This window comes from Burkholderia sp. BCC1644, assembly GCF_902833225.1.
GTDB lineage: Bacteria > Pseudomonadota > Gammaproteobacteria > Burkholderiales > Burkholderiaceae > Burkholderia.
Genome location: NZ_CADFEI010000006.1, coordinates 91,819 through 109,123 on the forward strand (window position 1 = coordinate 91,819; position 17,305 = coordinate 109,123).

The window sequence follows — 17,305 nt, forward strand, 5'->3', positions numbered from 1 at the left end:
ACATTGAAGAACGACCCGCAGCCGCACGCCACGCCGAAAATTCTCGTCAGCATGTGCGTGGTCGGCCATCCGGTCCGTTACAACGGTTCGGCGAAGACCGCCGCGCACGAGGCGCTCGAACGGTGGCAGCGCGAAGGGCGTCTCGTACCCGTCTGCCCGGAACTGGCGGGCGGCTTCAGCGTGCCGCGCCCGCCTGCCGAAATCGCCGGCGGCGAATCGGGGCAGCAGGTGTTGTCGGGTGCCGCACGCATCGTCGACATGAACGGCACCGACGTGACGGCGCCGTTCGTTTCCGGCGCGCACACCGCGCTGGCACTCGCGCAAGCGCACGACTGCCGCTTCGCGATCCTCGCCGACGGCAGCCCGTCGTGCGGCAGCACGTTCATCTATGACGGAAGTTTCGCGAACCGGCGGCATGCGGGCGCCGGGGTGACGGCGGCGTTGCTGCGCGGGCACGGTATCGAGGTGTTCGCGGACACCGAGATCGATGCGCTCGACGCGCGCCTCAGGCAGCTATCGGAAGCCGGTTAACGACGATGGGCGGCACGAGAGTCCTCGTGCCGCCCATCGTTGCGAAGCAAAACGGCGGTGAAGCTGCACATGTCCGGCCGCTTTACCCCGTCACGCCGATCAGACGCGTTCGATCGCGATCGCGATGCCCTGGCCGACGCCGATGCACATCGTGCACAGCGCGAAGCGGCCGTTCGTACGATGCAGCTGGTACATCGCGGTCGTCACGAGGCGCGCACCCGATGCGCCGAGCGGGTGGCCGAGCGCGATCGCGCCGCCGTTCGGGTTCACGCGAGGATCGTCATCGGCGACGCCGAGCATGCGCAGCACCGCGAGGCCCTGCGACGCGAACGCCTCGTTCAGCTCGATCACGTCGAACTGGTCGATCGTCATCCCGAGCCGCGCGAGCAGCTTCTGCGTGGCCGGTGCCGGGCCGATACCCATCACGCGCGGTGCGACGCCAGCCGTCGCGATGCCGAGCACGCGTGCACGCGGCGTCAGGCCGAAGCGCTTCGCGGTTTCCTCGTTCGCGAGCAGCAGCGCGGCGGCGCCGTCGTTGACGCCCGACGCGTTGCCGGCCGTCACCGTGCCGTCCGGGCGCACGACGCCCTTCAGCTTCGCGAGCGCTTCGAGCGACGTTTCACGCGGATGCTCGTCGCGCGAGAAGACGACCGGATCGCCCTTCTTCTGCGGAATCGTGACCGATACGATTTCCTCGGCGAGCGTACCGTCCTGCTGCGCGCGCGCGGCCTTCTGCTGGCTGCGCAGCGCGAACAGATCCTGGTCGGCACGGCTGACGTTGTAATCGGTGGCGACGTTCTCGCCCGTCTCCGGCATCGAATCGACGCCGTACAACTGTTTCATCAGCGGATTGACGAAGCGCCAGCCGATCGTCGTATCGAAGATGTCGGCCTGGCGCGCGAACGCGCTGGCGGCCTTGCCCATCACGAACGGCGCGCGCGTCATGCTCTCGACGCCGCCTGCAACCATCAGCGCGGCTTCGCCCGACTTGATCGCGCGTGCGGCCACGCCGACCGCATCCATCCCGGACCCGCACAGGCGGTTGATCGTCGAACCCGGCACGCCCTGCGGCAGGCCCGCGAGCAGCGCCGACATGCGCGCGACGTTGCGGTTGTCCTCGCCGGCCTGGTTCGCGCAGCCGTAGATCACGTCGTCGATCGCCGTCCAGTCGACGTCGCGGTTGCGCTCGACGAGCGCCTTGAGCGGCACCGCGCCCAGGTCGTCGGCGCGCACGCCGGACAGTGCACCGCCGTAACGCCCGATCGGCGTACGGATCGCATCACACAGAAAAGCTTCGGTCATCAGTGTCTCCGGTCCCATGAAGGCTGGGAAATGAACAGGGCGCGCCCCTTGCATTGCCCGCCGGGATGCGCTTAAATGTTCTATATACGAACATAAGGTCGTGTATCGAACGTTCAACGCATCATAGGGAGTGCAGGGACGACCTGTCAAGCGCGCGGTCCGTCGCGCGGTTGGCGTGTCAGGCCCCATGCGCTATCTTCTCGGCTGCACGACATTCCTGGCGCTCATGACAACCGAAGACACTCAGACGAAACCCGGCGACTCCTATGTGCAGTCGTTCGCACGCGGCCTCGCGGTGATCCGCGCGTTCGACGCGACACGCCCCGAGCAGACGCTCACCGAAGTCGCGTCGGCCACCGGGCTCACGCGCGCGGGCGCGCGCCGGATCCTGCTCACGCTGCAGACGCTCGGCTATGTCGAGGCCGACGGCCGGCTGTTCCGGCTCACGCCGAAGATCCTCGAGCTCGGCTTCGCGTATCTCACGTCGATGCCGTTCTGGAATCTGGCCGACCCGGTGATGGAGCAGCTGTCCGCACAGATCCACGAAAGCTGCTCGGCCGCAGTGCTCGACCGCACCGAGATCGTCTACGTGCTGCGCGTGCCGACGCACAAGATCATGACGATCAACCTGTCGATCGGCAGCCGGCTGCCCGCGTACTGTACGTCGATGGGTCGCGTGCTGCTGTCCGCGCTCGACGACGCGGCGCTCGACGAAACGCTCGCGCAGAGCGGCATCCGCGCGCATACGCCGCGCACGATCACGGATCTCGGCGAACTGAAGGCGACGATCGCGCAGGTGCGCCAGCAGGGCTGGGCCGTGGTCGACCAGGAACTCGAAGTGGGCCTGATGTCGCTGTCCGCGCCGATCCGCAACCGGCGCGGGCAGATCATCGCGGCGATGAACATCAGCGGCAACGCGCAGCGGCACACCGCGAAGCAGATGGTGAAGGAGTTTCTCGGGCCGCTGCAGCAGGCCGCGCAGACGGTGTCGGAGCTGGTGGCGCGGCGGGGGTGATTACGAGCTGTCACGCTCGGCAACGATGAAACCGTTGCCGCCCCTCCGGTTCTTCGACACGGGCGGCGCGGCATCGGCGCCTGGTATCGTCGCCAGCACCGAGCCGGCAAAGGTGTCGTTCCGATACGGACCGGCACACTCCGCCAGACCAACGCCACCGGCCGTATCAGCGCGCATCGCTATCGTCGTGGCGGCATGATGCGAGACTCCAGCATGCGTCGCGTGTTCTCCAGTTCTCGTTGCAACAATTCGGCATCCGGCAGCATGGTTCGATAATTTGCTGCCATGACCTTGGTAGGCAAGCCCTCCAGCGCATACCGCGCAAGTGCATGCCCCTTGTCCGCGCAGAGGATCAAACCCACCGGCGGGTTCTCGTCGGGAAGCGTCCAGTGTGCCTTGGCGTAGTTGCAATACAGGTGCATCTGGCCCACGTCTGCATGGGTCAGGCTGCCGAGCTTCAAGTCGACGACGACGAGACAGCGCAGCCGGCGATGGAAAAATAGCAAGTCCACCCGATACCAGGTCTGGTCGATACGCAACCGGCGCTGGCGCCCGACAAAGGCAAACCCCTCGCCAAGCTCGATCAGAAGATCTTCCAGCCGCTCGATCAGCGCACCTTCAAGGTCGGACTCCGAATACTCGTCCTTAAGGTTCAGAAACTCCAGCACATAAGGGTCTTTGATCGCGTCGTCGGGTGTGACAACATCCGCCGGCTTGCGTATCCCACCCTTGACCAGCATCGCGGCCTTGTCCCTGGACAGCGCCGTGCGTTCGTAGAACTGGCTGCCGATCTGCCTGTCGAGCTGGCGTACGCTCCATCCACCACGCAGGGCTTCGGCCTCGTAGAACCGGCGTGCCTCGTCGTCCTTGACCGACAGCAGCCGCACATAGGCCGACCACGGCAGCGTGAATAACTGCGCCAGTTCGTCGAGACGTCTCGGGTGTACCAATACAGGGGAAGATTCGCCAGACACTGTCTGGCGAATTGGCCAGGTCAGGAAGAACGACCGCATCTGCTGCAAGTTCTGGCGACTGAACCCGCGACCGAACCGTCCGGTGAGGTCACTCGCCAGCCGCTCGATCAACTGCTCGCCGTAACCTGCACGCCGCCGCCCCTGCTGTTCGGCCTCCACGATGCGGCGACCAATTTCCCAATAACTCGCCGTCATCAGCGCATTGACCTTGCGGGCTGCCGCATGGCGTGCGGCCTCTAGCAATTCGACGATGCCACCATGGACGCCGGCATAGCCGGCCGGCACGACAGCTCTTTTCGTGGTTGTCATAGAAAGCGTCCTGTTGCCCATGCGGTCACCTCCGCGGAACACGGAAATAACCGCGCAACACAATTTAGTGAGGGGACAAGACCCGGTCTATCTGACACGAACGAAATTGTGCTACACCTGTAGGACACCATACCGCCCGCACGCCAAGCACCCTGCTCGCTCGTACCAGCACCGTGCCCGACACGCGGTCGAGCGGCGCGTGATCGCCGCGCTCCACGTCGCCTCACGCCACCTCGGCGAGTGCATCAGCGTCACGTTCCGGATGTTCGTCAGGTGGAACAGACGGTTTCAGAACGGGTGGCAACCCACGGTTGAGCGAACGCCGTATCCCCGCCGTCGACAGCGGCTCGCTACTGCCCGCTCAAAACAAGTGATGAATACCCGCGACAATTGCAAGCTGCCGCTGCGTGCCCGACGCGCCGATCGCGAAGATCGAGGCGCGCGCCGCCGCGCTCCCCGTCGCCTGCTGCGCAATCGCATGCAGGTACCCCTGCGTACGCTTCGACAGCGCATGCACATCCCCTAGCGAGGCTGACAGATAGCGGCGGCCGATGAACGACGTCGTCGACAGTCCCCCGCCCACGGCATTGGCCGGCGCCGCCTGCCACGTGGCGCCCGCGTCGAACGTGCGGTACGAATCCGTCTGCGTGCCGGCCTTCAGCCTCACGTAGGTGTACAGCGCGTGCAGCCGCACTTTGCCCCAGTCGTAGCGTGCGCCGATGCCCGCGTTCTCGACCTTGTCAGCCACGTACGACAGTGCCGGGCGCCCCTGGAACGTCGACAGGCCGAGGCCCGCGGTCGTATCGCCGAGCATCGGGCCGAGCGCGCGGTCGTGCTCGTTGACGTAAGCGGCGGCCAGCCCGACCGGTCCGTTTACGTAATCGATACCCGCCCCCGCAATGCGTCCGCTCGAAAAATTGCCGGGCACGCCACCGAGCCCGAACAGCAGCCCGACCCTCACCCCCGACAACGCGGGCGAACGGTATTTCACGACATTGCTCTCCTGCGCCGACATCGTCTCGACCAGCCCGTCGAGGTTGCCCGGATGCGCCACGAGCAGGTTCGACGACTGAAAGCCGCTGCCCATCGGCGCGAGCCAGTCATAGTTGAACGCGGTCTGCTGGCCGAGCGTGATCGTCCCGGCCCGCTCCGACGATACTCCGACGTACGCCTGCCGGTTGAACAGCGTGCCGCTGCGCATCAGCGCGCCCGTGTTGGTCGCGAAGCCGTTCTCGAGCCGGAACACCGCGCGCCAGCCGGCGCCAAGTTCCTCGTTGCCCAGAAAGCCGATGCGGTCGGGCTGCATCACGCCCTGCAGCATCGCGACCTGTGGGCTGCCCGCGCGATTGTTCACGTACGCAACGCCGGCGTCCAGGCTGCCGTACAGCGTCACGCTGCTCTGTGCATGGGCGGCGCTTGTGGCCACAGTATTCAGCATTACGAAAATCATGGCCACGCGGCGGCGGCGTGCCGACGTCTGCATCGGGGTCTCCTCGTTGCATGGGGAATGCAATCGCTTGCGCTTACTCGACGGCTTTCGCATAGCCGCCCACACGGGTGTAACGCAGCCCCATCGCACTGATCGCGACGGCGGCACAGACGATCGGCACGATCAGTATCATGAAGACGCCCGACAGCCCCATCGCACTCGCCATCACCAGCGCGCCGACGAACGAGCCCGCGATCGCGCCGAGCCGGCCGACACCGAGCGCCCAACTCACGCCCGTCACACGGCTGCCGGTCGGATAGAAATCGGCCGCGAGCGCATTGGCCCCGGTTTGCGAGCCGGCGACGCCGAAGCCGATTCCAAAGATGCCGATGCACAGCGACGGCAGGTCGTCGTAGTGCCACGCGACGAGGAACACGCACAGCGCACTGGCGAGATAGGCAGCCACCAGCACCGCGTATGCATTGAAACGGTCCATCGCACGCCCGAGTAGAATCGCGCCGACCGTGCCGCCCAGTTGGAACATCGCGGTGACGATCGCCGCTTGGGCGAGATCGAAGCCCGCTTCGCGAAACAGGCTCGGCAACCAGTTGGTGACAAGATAGACGATCAGCAGGTTCATCCAGAACGCACACCACAGCGCGAGCGTGCCGAACCGCAGCGGCCGCGCGAACAGTTGCGACACGGGCGAGCGCGCCGCGACGCTCGCCGGCTCGTCCGCGACGAAGCACTGCGCGCCGTCCGGCGCATCGTGCGACATGCGGCGCAGCACGACCGCGATCTGCGCGGCCGGCGCGCGCCGATAAATCAGGAAACGGATCGATTCAGGCAACGCTGCAAGCATCACGAGCCCGAGCGCGATCGGCAGCACGCCGCCGATGACGAACATCGCATGCCAGCCGTAACGCGGAATCACGTGCGCGGCGATGAATCCCGCCGCCGCGGATCCGAACGTGAAACCGCAGAACATCGTCGTGACGACCAGCGCACGGCGGGCGCGCGGGCTGTACTCGGACGTCATCGCGATCGCGTTCGGCATCGCCGCGCCCAGGCCGACGCCAGTCAGGAAACGCAGCGCCGTCAACGAATGCATATCCGGCGCGATGGCGCACAGCGTGCTGAAGAGGCCGAAGGACAGTACCGAGCCAACCAGCAGGCGCTTGCGGCCGAACCGGTCGCCGAGCGGCCCGGCGAAGAACGCGCCCGCCGCGAGACCGACCAGGCCGGACGCCAACAGCAGCGTGATGCCTGCCGTACCGGCATGCCAGTCGCCGCGCAGCGCGGGCACGACGAAGCCGATCAGCGCTGTGTCGAGACCATCGAGCGCAACCACGGCGAAACACTGCAAGGCAATCGCCAGCTGGAAGCGTGAGAACGGCAGCGCGTCGATCCAGCGCTGCACGTCGAATGTGGGTGTGGGTTGCAAGAGGGTGTCTCCTTCGTTTTATCCTGACGGACCGGACGGCCTGTGCCGGGTCCATGCATCGGGCATTGGGCATCGGCCGCGGCGGACGACGCGGCACGCCCGTCTGCCGCGGCCGTTGCCAATCGTCCCGATCAACTTCAATCATTCATTCGCACTACGAACTCCTTTCGATACCACCGAATCGCGCGCCGCCACATATCGCCGGATTGTTCCGGCGAATCGGCGGCACCCGCGCCTCTTAGTCCAGCCGGAACAACCGCTTCGCGTTGTCCCGCCCGATCTTCTCCCGGTCGTTGTCGCCGATCTCGGCAGCGTCGAACCATGCGCTCGCCTCCTCCATCGATTCAAACGGATAGTCGGCAGAGAACAGCACGCGGTCGCTGCCGATCTCGTCGATCGCGTTGCGCATCGCGATCGTGCGGAAATTGCCGCTCGTCGTGACGTAGAAATGCGTGCGGAACGTATCGATGAAGGATCGCTTCGCCTTCACGCCCATCGGATTCTTGCCGTTCGGGGATGCCCAGTGCGACGTGCGCCAGATGTTGTGCAGCGCGAGCTCGCCGAGATGACCGAGGATCACCGTCAGGTTCGGGTGCTCGTCGAACAGGCCGCTGCCGATCAGGCGAAGCGCATGCACACCCGTTTCGCGTGAAAACTCCCACGCCGGCCCCATCAACCACGGATGGCCTTCGATCGCCAGTTGCTGGCTCGGCAGCGGATTGCGCGGGTGCAGGTAGAACGGCACGTCGAGCCGCGCAACCTCGGCCCAGAACGGCCGGAATTGCGGCAGATCGTAGTAGGTCGCGTTATCGGCGTGGCCGATCTGCGAGAAGCCGTTGACGAGCGCGCCCTTGAAACCGAGTTCGGTCACCGCACGCGCCAGCTCGCGCGCGGCGGCATCCGGGTCCTGCAGCGGCAACGCGGCAAACGCGCCGAAGCGGTCCGGCCGGCGCGCGACCTGTTCGGCTAGCAGGTCGTTCGCGCGCCGCGCGACGTCGATCGCACGGCCCGTGTCGGTGATCGCCTGGACGGCCGGCGCGTTCAGCGACAGGATCGCGTAGCCGATCCCGCATGCATCCATGCGCTCGACGCGCTCCTCCTGCACGTCGAGCAGTTGACGGCGTCGCGCCGGCCAGATGTCGGCGGTAAAGTAGTGTTCGGAATCGCCGATCGTGTCCGGCGTGGCAAAGTGCTCCTCGAGTGCGATCTTGTCCCGCATGCTGCCTCCTGTGATGTCCGGGCCGCCGCGCCACTGTGGCGCGGCGTATCGGAACCAGCATAGGAGGGCCGCGGCGCCCTGTTAAATTGCGACGTTGAATACCGTCATTCACGGCATCTATACCCGCCTACCGACCGACGCGATGGAACACGACCCCGATCTGCGCAACATCGACCTGAACCTGCTGCTCGTGTTCGATGTGCTGTATCGCACACGCAGCACGACGCGCGCGGCGGACGCGCTGCACCTCACGCAACCGTCGGTCAGCAACGCGCTGAAGCGGCTGCGCACGCTGTTCGACGACGCGCTGTTCGTGAAAACGGCCGACGGCATGCAGCCCACGCCGCGCGCGGACGCGATTGCAGCACGCGTCGACGAAGGGCTCGCCTCGCTGCGCACCGCGCTGCAGGCCGGCCGCGCATTCGACCCGGCCACGTCGACCCGCACCTTCCGCCTGTACACGAGCGATCTCGGGCAGGCGATCTTCATGCCGCCACTCGTCGCGCACCTGCGCCAGGTGGCACCCGGCATCCGGATCGTCACGGCCGATCCGCCGCTCGATGCCGCGCAGCAGATGATGAAGCTCGGGCAGATCGACCTCGCGCTCGGCATGTTCACCGGGCTGCACGCCGATTTCCATCAGCAGCGGCTGTTCCACGAAACCTACGTGGCACTCGTGCGCAACGACCATCCGACGATCGGCTCGACGCTCACAGCCGAGCAGTTCTTCGCGGCCGACCATGTGAGCTACACGCCGACGGCCGGCAGCCACGCGCACTTCGAAGCGGCGCTTTATGCGCTGTCGCCGCATGCCGGCAGCACGCGCCATGTCGTGCTGCAGCTCGCACATTCGTTCGGACTGGAACGCATCGTGTCGTCGAGCGACCTCGTCGCGTGCATTCCAAGCCGCCTCGCCCGCGTACTGTCGCGGCTGCAGGACGTGCGTGCCGTGCCGTTGCCGTTCGACACGGCGCCGGCCGACATCGCGCAGTTCTGGCACGAACGCTACCAGCGTGACGAAGGGCATCAGTGGCTGCGCTCGCTCGTCTACGACCTGTTTCACGACCTTCGCCTCAGTGCGTTGCCGTAAGCTCACCACAAAAAAAAACGGGCAACCCAGGGCTGCCCGTATCAACTCCACTTGGTTCCAGCGTTCTTCTCACGGAACGCGGAGCGAACTCCGCGCCTCACAATCTAGTGATGCGTGGCAACGCGGTCAATTTGACAAGGACGAAACTGTTCCATGAGCCTGTAGGACACCACGCCGCTCACGCCCCGAGCAACATCCCCTTGCGCACCGGCACCGTGCCCGTCACGCGGCCGAGCGGCGCGCCGGCCGTCACGAAACGTATCGCGCGGCGCATGTAGAACACGCCGTCGGTCCCGCTCGAAATCGTCGTGATCGCATCCGTCAGCGGATCGACGATATCGAACAGCGGATCGCCGGCGCGGATCGTCGCGCCGATCGCCGCGCGATGCACGAGGATCCCGCTCACCGGCGCGTAGAACTGCTCGCTGCCCGCGAGCGGCGTGGCCGGTGCGCCCAGCGGCGGCAGCGGCGCGCGTTCGCCGTGCACCGCGCCGCACCAGACGAGATAGTCGACGAGCGCGCCGGCATCGCGTTCAGCGTATTCGTACGTCACGTCGCGCTGGCCACGGCACTCGACCGTCACGGCCACCGTGCCGGCCGCCATCGGCGTGCCTTCCGGCAAATGCTGCGGCAACTGCGACCACAGCAGGTGATGCGCATCGTCGAACGCATGTCCGCCCGAATCCTCGGCGAGCAGCGACACCTCCGCACCGAGATAACGCGCGAGCGGCTCGATGTCCGGCCATGCGGTATCGCTCGTGTACACGTGCATCACTGCTTCGAGCGAACAATGCAGGTCGATCACGACGTCGGCGTCGTGCGACAGCTTCAGCAGCGCAAGCTGCAGCGCGTCGAATTCGGTACGCGGCGCGATGTCGTCGAGCGCCGCGCCGACGCATTCGCGCACGATCGCGCGATTGCGTTCGCCGTCGTCGCCGAGCCGGTCGCGCGCCCGCGCGGCGATCTCCGCGAGCGGCAGGAAGCCGCGATTGAAGTTGCGGCCGCTTGCGAGGTCGAAACGGCCGATGAACTGCCCGAGCAGATGATGATTGAGGCCGACCGGGTTCGACACCGGCACGAGCACGATCTCGGCCGCGAGCCGGCCGTCGGCATCGAGCTGCGCGAGGCGCTGCTTCAGCACGAACGCCGCGAGCATCGCGGGCGTCTCGTCCGCGTGCAGTGCGGCCTGCAGGTAGATCTTGCGGCCGGAATCGGCCGGCCCGAAATGAAAGCTCGTCAGCGTGCGCTGCGTGCCGATCGACGGCGACAGGAGCGGCGTGGTGCGAATCTGCATCGATGATCTCGAACGGAAGAAAACAGGGGAATCGGAGGAATCGGCCTGCACGGCGCTCAGTCGCCGTACGGGTTGAAATCGAAGTACCGCTTGGCGATCCGGTCGTACGTGCCGTCCTTCAGCATCGATGCGATCGCGCCGTCGATCGACGCCTTCAGCGCCGTATCGGATTGCCGCATGCCGATGCCGACGCCGCGATCGCCCATGTCGAGCGGTGCGCCGACGAATGCAAAGCCCTTGCCGCGCGGCTGGCGCAGGAACCCGTAGTCGGCTTCCACCGTGCCGAGCAGCGCCGCGTCGAGGCGGCCGTTCACGAGATCGGCGAACACGTCGTCCTGGCTCTTGTACGGCACCACGCTCACGCCGGCCGTCGCCCAGTGCGCGAGCGCCCACGATTCGAACTGCGTGCCCGACTGCACGCCGACGCGCTTGCCGGCCAGCGAGGCGGTCGTGCTGCCGAGCCCGAGGTCGGGCCGCGCGACGAGCCGCGACTTGAAGCGGAACAGCTTCGACGAGAACAGGATCTGCTTCTCGCGCTTCTCCGTGATCGCCATCGACGACAGGATCGCGTCGATCTTGCGCGCCTGCAGCGCCGGGATCATCCCGGAAAACTCGAGCTCGACCCACTGGCAGCGCAACTGCGCGCGGCGGCAGATCTCGTTGCCGAGATCGACGTCGAAGCCTTTCAGGCTGCCGTCGGGCGCCTTCGCGTCCATCGGCGGATAGGTCGGGTCGATGCCGAGCCGCACGACGTGCGCGTCGAGCGCAAACGCGGACGTGGCAGCCAGGCCAAGGCACAGGGAAACGAGCGGGACGAGGAAACGTTTCATGGTCGACGGAGGGCAGGAAGAAGGGCAAACGGCATCAGCCGGACTGCCTGCGATCGTAGGCGGCACCGGCCGCCGCCGGAACCATCGACTGCCTTATCATGATCGGTATTTCCGATCACCGGCCTCGCCGCTTGCCCATGGCGTTCACGCTGTCCCAGCTCCGCATCTTCCAGGCCGTCGTCGAGCACGGCAGCCTGCGCGCCGCCGCACGCGCGCTCGATCTCGCGCAAAGCGGCGTCACGCAGCAGTTGCAAAGCCTCGAGGCGACGCTCGGCGCGACGCTGCTCACGCGCACCAATCGCGGGATCGTGCCGACGGCCGTCGGCCAGCGGCTGCTCGCGCGCTCCGGTTCGATCCTCGGTGAATGCGAACAGGTCGAGCGGGAAATCCGCCAGCTGAGCGGCGCGTACGAGGGCACCGTCACGCTCGGGCTCGTGACCGAGCCGCTGATCGACGCGTTCGCGCCGGTGCTGACCGCGTTTCGCGCGCGCTTCGACAAGGTAGACGTGCACCTGCGTACCGGCACGTCGCGGATGATGGTCGGCTGGCTGCGCGAAAGCGCGGTCGATTTCGCGATCGCGCTGGTCGCGAAGCAGACCGATACGACCGATCTCGCGGTCACGCCGCTGCGCGCATCGGCGCCGGTGGTCGTCTGCCGCCACGGGCATCCGGCGATGCACGCGCAATCGCTCGCCGAGCTGGCCGGCTACGCGTGGGTGTCCACGCGCTCGCCGAACCTGAGCGCCGACCCGGTCGTGAACCGGCTGCTCGCCTACTTCGACGCGCACGGCCAGCCGCCGCCGAAGGTTCTCGCCACCGTCGAAGGGATGTTCGAGACGCTGCAGATCGTCACGCAGACCGATTCCCTCGCGCTCGAGACCGAGGCCATCACGCGCCACGGGCCGTTCGCCGGCGCGCTCGCGAAGGTGCCGGTGCGCGAGCAGGCCGAGTCGCAGGACATCTGCCTGCTGCAGCGCGCGGCCGTGCCGCTGACGCCGGCCGCGCAGGAACTCGCGACGATGCTCGCGTCGTACCTGAGGATGGTGCGCGGGCGGTAGGCACGACGGGCCGCACCGCCGCCCGCCCCGCGCGTCAGTCGAGCGACTCCTGGGCCGTCTCGCGCAGCATCGCGACTGCGATCAGCGACAGCACCACGCACGCGGCCACGTAGCCGGCCGGCGCGAGCTTGCTGCCGGTCGTCTTCACGAGCCAGGTCGCGATCAGCTGCGCGGTGCCGCCGAAGATCGTCACCGCGAGCGCATACGCGATCGAGATGCCGGTCGCCCGCACGTGGCGCGGCAGCGATTCGCACATCAGCGCCATTTCCGATGCCGAGCCGAGCGAATAGAACAGCAGCATCAGCGCGGTCAGCGGCAGGATCACCGACAGCGTCGGGTGATGGTTCATCAGCCAGAACGCCGGGAACAGCAGCAGGACCAGCACGCCGCGGCCGACGAAGATCGGCAGGCGCCGGCTGCCGAGCGTGTCCGACAACCAGCCGAACAACGGGCACGTCACCAGCATCACGCAGCCGGACGCGACGCCGACGAACATCGACAGCTTCATCGGCAGGCCGAGCGTGTGGATCGCGTAAGTCGGCATGTAGAACGTCAGGATGTAGGTCGACACCGTGCCGCCCATCACCGTGAGCATCAGCAGCAGCACCGTGCGCGTGTGTTTCGAGAACAGCTCGTGCAGCACGCCGCGCTCGATCCCGTGATGGCTGTCGCCGGGTGCGTCGTCCGCGAGCCGGCGGCGCAGATACATGCCGACCGGCGCGATCAGTACGCCGACGAGGAACGGCAGCCGCCAGCCCCAGCTTTCCAGCGCGTCCTTCGTCATCGTGTTCGACAGCAGCGCCGCGAAGCCCGAGCCCATCAGCGCGGCGCCGCCCTGTGTCGCCAGCTGCCAGCTGGCGCGGAACGCGCGGCGCGACGTGCCGCCCTGTTCGAGCAGCGTCGTCGTCGCCGCGCCGAATTCGCCGCCCTGCGAGAAGCCCTGCAGCAGCCGCGCGAACACGACGAGCAGCGGCGCGGCCACGCCGACCTGCGCATAGGTCGGTGCGATCGCGATCAGCCCCGTGCCGAGCGCCATCAGCATGATCGTCAGGTTCAGCGCGGCCTTGCGTCCCTTGCGGTCGGCGTAGACGCCCAGCACGACGCTGCCGAGCGGCCGCGTGAAGAAGCCGGCGGCGAACGTCGCGACCGACAGCAGCAGCGACGTGGTCGCGTCGCTCGACGGGAAGAACAGCTTGCCGATCAGCACCGCGAAGAACCCGTACACGGTGAAATCGAAGAACTCCAGCCAGTTGCCGATCACGGCCGCGGCAATTGCGCCGCGCCGCGTGACGGCAGGCGCGCCGGGCACGCCGGTTTCGGCGGCCCCCGTCGACGCGGGGTGCAGCGCGAGATGGTCTTTCTGCATCGTTGTCGTCTCCTCTCAATGCGGCCGGAAGCGCCGGCCGCGCGCCGCCGCCACGCTCACTGCCCGAGGTAACGCTCCACGAGACGCGTCCAGTACGCCGCACCGATCGGCAGGTTGCGATCGTTGAAGTCGTACTTCGGGTTGTGCACCATGCAGCCGTCCTCGCCTTCGCCATTGCCGAGCCGCACGAACGAGCCCGGCCGCTGCTGCAGCATGAATGCGAAATCCTCGCTGCCCATCAGCAGGTCGGTCTGCTCGACCACGTGCGCGTCGCCGACGAGTTCGCGTGCGACCTGCGCGGCGAAATCCGTTTCGGCATCCGAATTGACGACGACCGGGTAGCCTTCGATGTACTCGACGTTGGCCGTCGCGCCGTAGCTCGCGGCCTGCGTCTCGGCCAGCTCGGTGATGCGGCGCTTGAGCAGCGCGCGGACTTCGGGGCTGAACGAGCGCACGCTGAGTTCGAGACGCGCGCCGTTCGGAATCACGTTGTTCGCGGTGCCCGCGTGCATCGAGCCGACCGTGACGACCGCCGGCTGCGCGGGGTCGACGTTGCGCGCGACGATCGTCTGCAGCGCCATCACGATGCTCGCCGCGACGACGACCGGATCGACCGTCAGGTGCGGCCGCGCCGCGTGGCCGCCAACGCCTTCGATCGTGATGATCGCCTTGTCGCCGGCCGACATGAACGGGCCGCGCCGCGTGAGGAACACGCCGGGCGCTGCGCCAGGATGGTTGTGCATGCCGAACACGGCATCGCACGGGAAGCGTTCGAACAGGCCGTCGTCGATCATCTTCTTCGCACCGCTGTCGACGCCGTGCTCTTCCGCCGGCTGGAAATACAGGTGCACGGTGCCGGAGAAGTTGCGCGTCTTCGCGAGATGCTGCGCGGCGCCGAGCAGCATCGTCGTGTGGCCGTCGTGGCCGCACGCGTGCATCTTGCCGTGCGTGCCGCTCGCATACGGCAGGCCGGTCGCCTCGACGATCGGCAGCGCATCCATGTCGGCGCGAATGCCGATGCTGCGCGTGCCGTCGCCCACGCGCAGCGTGCCGACGACACCCGTCTTGCCGACCCCGCGCGTCACCTGCCAGCCCCATTGCTCGAGCTTGTCCGCGACGAGCGCGGCCGTGTCGTGCTCTTCGTACGCGAGTTCGGGATGGTGATGGATGTGGTGACGGATCTCGCGCAGCCCGCCGGCGGCGGGCATCAGATCCTCGATTGCGGTGAAGCGGACGTCGGTGGTCATCAAGCGGCTCCTGCTGAGTGTCAGCGTGTCAGCCGCACGCGGACGGTGCGTGCGGGAAAGCGAGCCACTATATCGAGCCGATATCGGTTCAATAAGATGCGGAATTTTTCACCGCGATAAGGTTTTTTAATCAGGGTTAATACGGGGATGCCGGGGCGGCGACGCGATTCGCCGCGCCGGAATGCGTGCCGCTCAGCCGGCTTGCCCGAGAAACGCGCGGATTTCCGCCGCGAGCCAGTCGCGCAGCGCGCACACCTTCGGGTCGTCCTTGCTGCCGATCCGGTACACCAGGTCATGCCCGCGTTCGGCCTGCAGCGCGTATTGCGGGAACGGTGCGACCAGACGCCCGGCGGCGATGTCGTCCGCGACGATCACGCTGCGTCCGAGCGCGATACCCTCGCCGCGAATCGCCGCCTCGATCGCGATGCTCCCGTGGCTGTACGCCGGCCCGCGATCGCTGCGCGCGCTGCGAATGCCGGCGAGCGCGAACCACTGCTCCCAGTTCGCCAGCATCCGGTCCTCGTGCAGCAGCGTGCAGCCGACGATACGCTCCACCGAAGCGAGCCCGCCCATCTTCTCGCGATAGGCAGGACTGCAGACGGGTGTCACCGTTTCCTCGAGGATCCGCTCGGCCAGCACGCGCGGATAGCGCCCGCTGCCGTACCGAATCGCGACGTCGGCTTCGCCTTCGTTCAGGTCCACATGCGTGTCGGTCACGTCGAGATGGATGTCGAGTTCCGGATGCAACGCCTTGAACCGATGCAGCCGCGGTGCGAGCCACTTGTTCGCGAACGACACGCTCGCGTTGATCTTCAGCCGCGCGACGCTGTCGTGGCGATCGTGCGCGCGCAGCCGGTCGGCTGCCTTCGTCAGGTCGCCCAGCGTGCGGCTCACGTCGAGCAGGAACGCCGCGCCGGCCTCGGTCAGCACGATGCGCCGGGTGAGGCGCTGGAACAACGCGACGCCGAGATGGGTTTCGAGATGCTTGATGTGCCGGCTCACCGCGCCATGCGTGACATGCAGCTCCTCGGCGGCCAGCGTCATGCTCAACAGCCGGCCGGTCGCCTCGAAGGCGCGCAGCGTTTGCAATGGGGGGAGCCGGTCGAACACGATGGCGCTACGTGTGAGTTGTACTCACGCATTATATGACGACAAATGGTTTGTCAGCGCCCGCGGCGCCTCGCAATATGGGAGCGCACGTGCAGGCCGGCCAGCCGCTGCGACCGGCCTTCCGCGTGCATCCCTGCGCGGCGATTCGGCGAGACTTCTTCACCTGGATCCCGACCGCGCGTCATGCCTGAAGCCGCGACGCCCGGCGCGCGCTTCGTTCGAGGCGGGCATTGCCCGGGCCGTGCCGCTCATCATGGATCATCTGCTTTTCAAACTGGTCGCCACCCCGCTGCTGCTGGCGGCCGCCACGCTCGCCGCGCGCCGCTGGGGTGAAGCGATTGGCGGATTGCTGGTCGGATTGCCGCTCACGTCGGGGCCCGTTTCGGTGTTTCTCGCGCTGGAACACGGCCCTGCGTTCGCCGCGCATGCAACGGCCGGTTCGCTTGTCGCTACCGCCGGGCAGGCGGCCTTCTGTATCGCGTATTGCAGGCTGGCCAAACGCGGCTGGCCCGCCGCACTGGCTGGCGCCGCCGCCGCGTTTTCCGTCGTTGCGTTCCTGCTGAAGGCCAGCGCATTGCCGGAAACCGGCCTGTTCCTGATTGCGATCCTCGCGGTCGCGCTCGTGCTGAGCGTCGTGCCCGCCGCCCCGGTCAGGGCCGCACGGCTCGATTCACCGCGCTGGGACCTGCCGCTGCGCATGGCGTTGATTGCGGGCCTCGTGGTCGGCGTGACGATGATCGCGCCGTACGTCGGGCCGGAAACGAGCGGCGTGCTGGCCTCGTTCCCGTTCATGGTGATCATCCTCGCCGTGTTCGCGCACCGGACGAGCGGCCCTGCGGCCGCGCAACAGCTGATGCGCGGGATGGCCACGGGGCTGCTCGGCTTCGCCGCGTTCTTCCATGTGCTGAGCCTGACACTCACGCGGCTCGACCTCGCGCCCGCCTACGGCCTCGCGATCGTCTGCACGCTCGCGATCCAGGGCGTGTCGCTGTACCGGATGCGCGTGCCGGTCGCCGTGCCGATCGAGTAAGCCCGACTCGTTGGCGGGACGGTGCGTCGCGCCCGCCTGTCGACGTCCGTCGCCGCC

At 67.2% G+C, this 17,305-nt stretch carries 16 protein-coding genes; 5 read left to right on the forward strand and 11 right to left on the reverse strand.

Annotation, left to right across the window (positions count from 1 at the left end; all coding sequences use genetic code 11):
* Window positions 1-3: 3 nt before the first annotated feature.
* Window positions 4-531 carry a DUF523 domain-containing protein gene (locus HWX87_RS13600; RefSeq protein WP_176047857.1) on the forward strand — a complete coding sequence of 176 codons (528 nt, stop codon included), beginning with the start codon at window positions 4-6 and terminating at the stop codon, window positions 529-531.
* 99 nt (window positions 532-630) lie between these two features.
* Here the strand turns inward: HWX87_RS13600 and pcaF are convergent, their stop codons facing one another.
* Window positions 631-1,833: a 3-oxoadipyl-CoA thiolase gene (gene pcaF / locus HWX87_RS13605; RefSeq protein WP_176047586.1), complete on the reverse strand. Its 1,203-nt coding sequence runs from the start codon at window positions 1,831-1,833 to the stop codon at window positions 631-633.
* 226 nt (window positions 1,834-2,059) lie between these two features.
* On the opposite strand from pcaF, the gene HWX87_RS13610 reads away from it, so the two are divergent.
* Window positions 2,060-2,848 carry an IclR family transcriptional regulator gene (locus HWX87_RS13610; protein WP_176047587.1) on the forward strand — a complete coding sequence of 263 codons (789 nt, stop codon included), beginning with the start codon at window positions 2,060-2,062 and terminating at the stop codon, window positions 2,846-2,848.
* Here HWX87_RS13610 and HWX87_RS13615 read toward each other — a convergent pair whose 3' ends face one another.
* The 5 genes from HWX87_RS13615 to HWX87_RS13635 form a co-directional block, all read right to left on the reverse strand.
* The gene (locus HWX87_RS13615; protein WP_176047588.1) at window positions 2,849-3,025 is read right to left on the reverse strand and encodes a hypothetical protein; all 177 of its coding nucleotides are present in this window, start codon (window positions 3,023-3,025) and stop codon (window positions 2,849-2,851) included. It lies immediately after the preceding gene.
* A 2-nt stretch (window positions 3,026-3,027) separates the two neighbouring features.
* Entirely contained in the window at window positions 3,028-4,131 is a 1,104-nt protein-coding gene (locus tag HWX87_RS13620; RefSeq protein WP_176047589.1) for a PDDEXK nuclease domain-containing protein, read from the reverse strand.
* Window positions 4,132-4,492: 361 nt separating this feature from the next.
* Window positions 4,493-5,569, reverse strand: coding sequence for a porin (locus tag HWX87_RS13625; protein WP_208456529.1), 1,077 nt, complete (start codon window positions 5,567-5,569; stop codon window positions 4,493-4,495).
* 85 nt (window positions 5,570-5,654) lie between these two features.
* Window positions 5,655-7,004: an aromatic acid/H+ symport family MFS transporter gene (locus tag HWX87_RS13630; protein ID WP_176047591.1), complete on the reverse strand. Its 1,350-nt coding sequence runs from the start codon at window positions 7,002-7,004 to the stop codon at window positions 5,655-5,657.
* A gap of 238 nt (window positions 7,005-7,242) precedes the next feature.
* Window positions 7,243-8,223 (reverse strand): amidohydrolase family protein, encoded by a 981-nt coding sequence (locus tag HWX87_RS13635; protein ID WP_176047592.1) that lies wholly within the window; start codon window positions 8,221-8,223, stop codon window positions 7,243-7,245.
* Window positions 8,224-8,365: 142 nt separating this feature from the next.
* Here HWX87_RS13635 and HWX87_RS13640 point away from each other — a divergent pair, with 142 nt between their 5' ends.
* Complete coding sequence (locus HWX87_RS13640) at window positions 8,366-9,313, forward strand: LysR family transcriptional regulator (protein ID WP_176047593.1); 948 nt, start codon at window positions 8,366-8,368, stop codon at window positions 9,311-9,313.
* Window positions 9,314-9,491: 178 nt separating this feature from the next.
* On the opposite strand, the gene HWX87_RS13645 is transcribed toward HWX87_RS13640, so the two are convergent.
* Window positions 9,492-10,607: a succinylglutamate desuccinylase/aspartoacylase family protein gene (locus tag HWX87_RS13645; protein WP_176047594.1), complete on the reverse strand. Its 1,116-nt coding sequence runs from the start codon at window positions 10,605-10,607 to the stop codon at window positions 9,492-9,494.
* A 56-nt stretch (window positions 10,608-10,663) separates the two neighbouring features.
* Window positions 10,664-11,437, reverse strand: coding sequence for a transporter substrate-binding domain-containing protein (locus HWX87_RS13650; protein WP_176047595.1), 774 nt, complete (start codon window positions 11,435-11,437; stop codon window positions 10,664-10,666).
* 137 nt (window positions 11,438-11,574) lie between these two features.
* Here HWX87_RS13650 and HWX87_RS13655 point away from each other — a divergent pair, with 137 nt between their 5' ends.
* Window positions 11,575-12,495, forward strand: coding sequence for a LysR family transcriptional regulator (locus HWX87_RS13655; protein WP_176047596.1), 921 nt, complete (start codon window positions 11,575-11,577; stop codon window positions 12,493-12,495).
* 34 nt (window positions 12,496-12,529) lie between these two features.
* Here the strand turns inward: HWX87_RS13655 and HWX87_RS13660 are convergent, their stop codons facing one another.
* The 3 genes from HWX87_RS13660 to gcvA all read right to left on the reverse strand — a co-directional run bounded on the left by HWX87_RS13660 (window position 12,530) and on the right by gcvA (window position 16,218).
* Window positions 12,530-13,861, reverse strand: coding sequence for an MFS transporter (locus tag HWX87_RS13660; RefSeq protein WP_176047597.1), 1,332 nt, complete (start codon window positions 13,859-13,861; stop codon window positions 12,530-12,532).
* Window positions 13,862-13,917: 56 nt separating this feature from the next.
* Window positions 13,918-15,108 (reverse strand): M20 aminoacylase family protein, encoded by a 1,191-nt coding sequence (locus HWX87_RS13665; RefSeq protein ID WP_176047598.1) that lies wholly within the window; start codon window positions 15,106-15,108, stop codon window positions 13,918-13,920.
* 192 nt (window positions 15,109-15,300) lie between these two features.
* On the reverse strand, window positions 15,301-16,218 hold the full coding sequence (gene gcvA / locus HWX87_RS13670; protein WP_176047599.1) for a transcriptional regulator GcvA: 918 nt from the start codon (window positions 16,216-16,218) through the stop codon (window positions 15,301-15,303).
* A gap of 253 nt (window positions 16,219-16,471) precedes the next feature.
* Here gcvA and HWX87_RS13675 point away from each other — a divergent pair, with 253 nt between their 5' ends.
* Window positions 16,472-17,248, forward strand: coding sequence for a hypothetical protein (locus HWX87_RS13675; RefSeq protein ID WP_176047600.1), 777 nt, complete (start codon window positions 16,472-16,474; stop codon window positions 17,246-17,248).
* The last annotated feature ends 57 nt before the right edge of the window (window positions 17,249-17,305 follow it).

What these genes read in the sequence shown, in the direction of transcription:
- HWX87_RS13620 (WP_176047589.1), bottom strand. Translation starts at nt 4,131, where the DNA reads ATGACAACCACGAAAAGAGCTGTCGTGCCGGCCGGCTATGCCGGCGTC.
- HWX87_RS13675 (WP_176047600.1), top strand. Translation starts at nt 16,472, where the DNA reads ATGGATCATCTGCTTTTCAAACTGGTCGCCACCCCGCTGCTGCTGGCG.
- HWX87_RS13635 (WP_176047592.1), bottom strand. Translation starts at nt 8,223, where the DNA reads ATGCGGGACAAGATCGCACTCGAGGAGCACTTTGCCACGCCGGACACG.
- HWX87_RS13610 (WP_176047587.1), top strand. Translation starts at nt 2,060, where the DNA reads ATGACAACCGAAGACACTCAGACGAAACCCGGCGACTCCTATGTGCAG.
- HWX87_RS13625 (WP_208456529.1), bottom strand. Translation starts at nt 5,569, where the DNA reads ATGCTGAATACTGTGGCCACAAGCGCCGCCCATGCACAGAGCAGCGTG.
- HWX87_RS13660 (WP_176047597.1), bottom strand. Translation starts at nt 13,861, where the DNA reads ATGCAGAAAGACCATCTCGCGCTGCACCCCGCGTCGACGGGGGCCGCC.
- HWX87_RS13615 (WP_176047588.1), bottom strand. Translation starts at nt 3,025, where the DNA reads ATGCGCGCTGATACGGCCGGTGGCGTTGGTCTGGCGGAGTGTGCCGGT.
- HWX87_RS13645 (WP_176047594.1), bottom strand. Translation starts at nt 10,607, where the DNA reads ATGCAGATTCGCACCACGCCGCTCCTGTCGCCGTCGATCGGCACGCAG.
- HWX87_RS13640 (WP_176047593.1), top strand. Translation starts at nt 8,366, where the DNA reads ATGGAACACGACCCCGATCTGCGCAACATCGACCTGAACCTGCTGCTC.
- HWX87_RS13665 (WP_176047598.1), bottom strand. Translation starts at nt 15,108, where the DNA reads ATGACCACCGACGTCCGCTTCACCGCAATCGAGGATCTGATGCCCGCC.
- pcaF (WP_176047586.1), bottom strand. Translation starts at nt 1,833, where the DNA reads ATGACCGAAGCTTTTCTGTGTGATGCGATCCGTACGCCGATCGGGCGT.
- HWX87_RS13650 (WP_176047595.1), bottom strand. Translation starts at nt 11,437, where the DNA reads ATGAAACGTTTCCTCGTCCCGCTCGTTTCCCTGTGCCTTGGCCTGGCT.
- HWX87_RS13655 (WP_176047596.1), top strand. Translation starts at nt 11,575, where the DNA reads ATGGCGTTCACGCTGTCCCAGCTCCGCATCTTCCAGGCCGTCGTCGAG.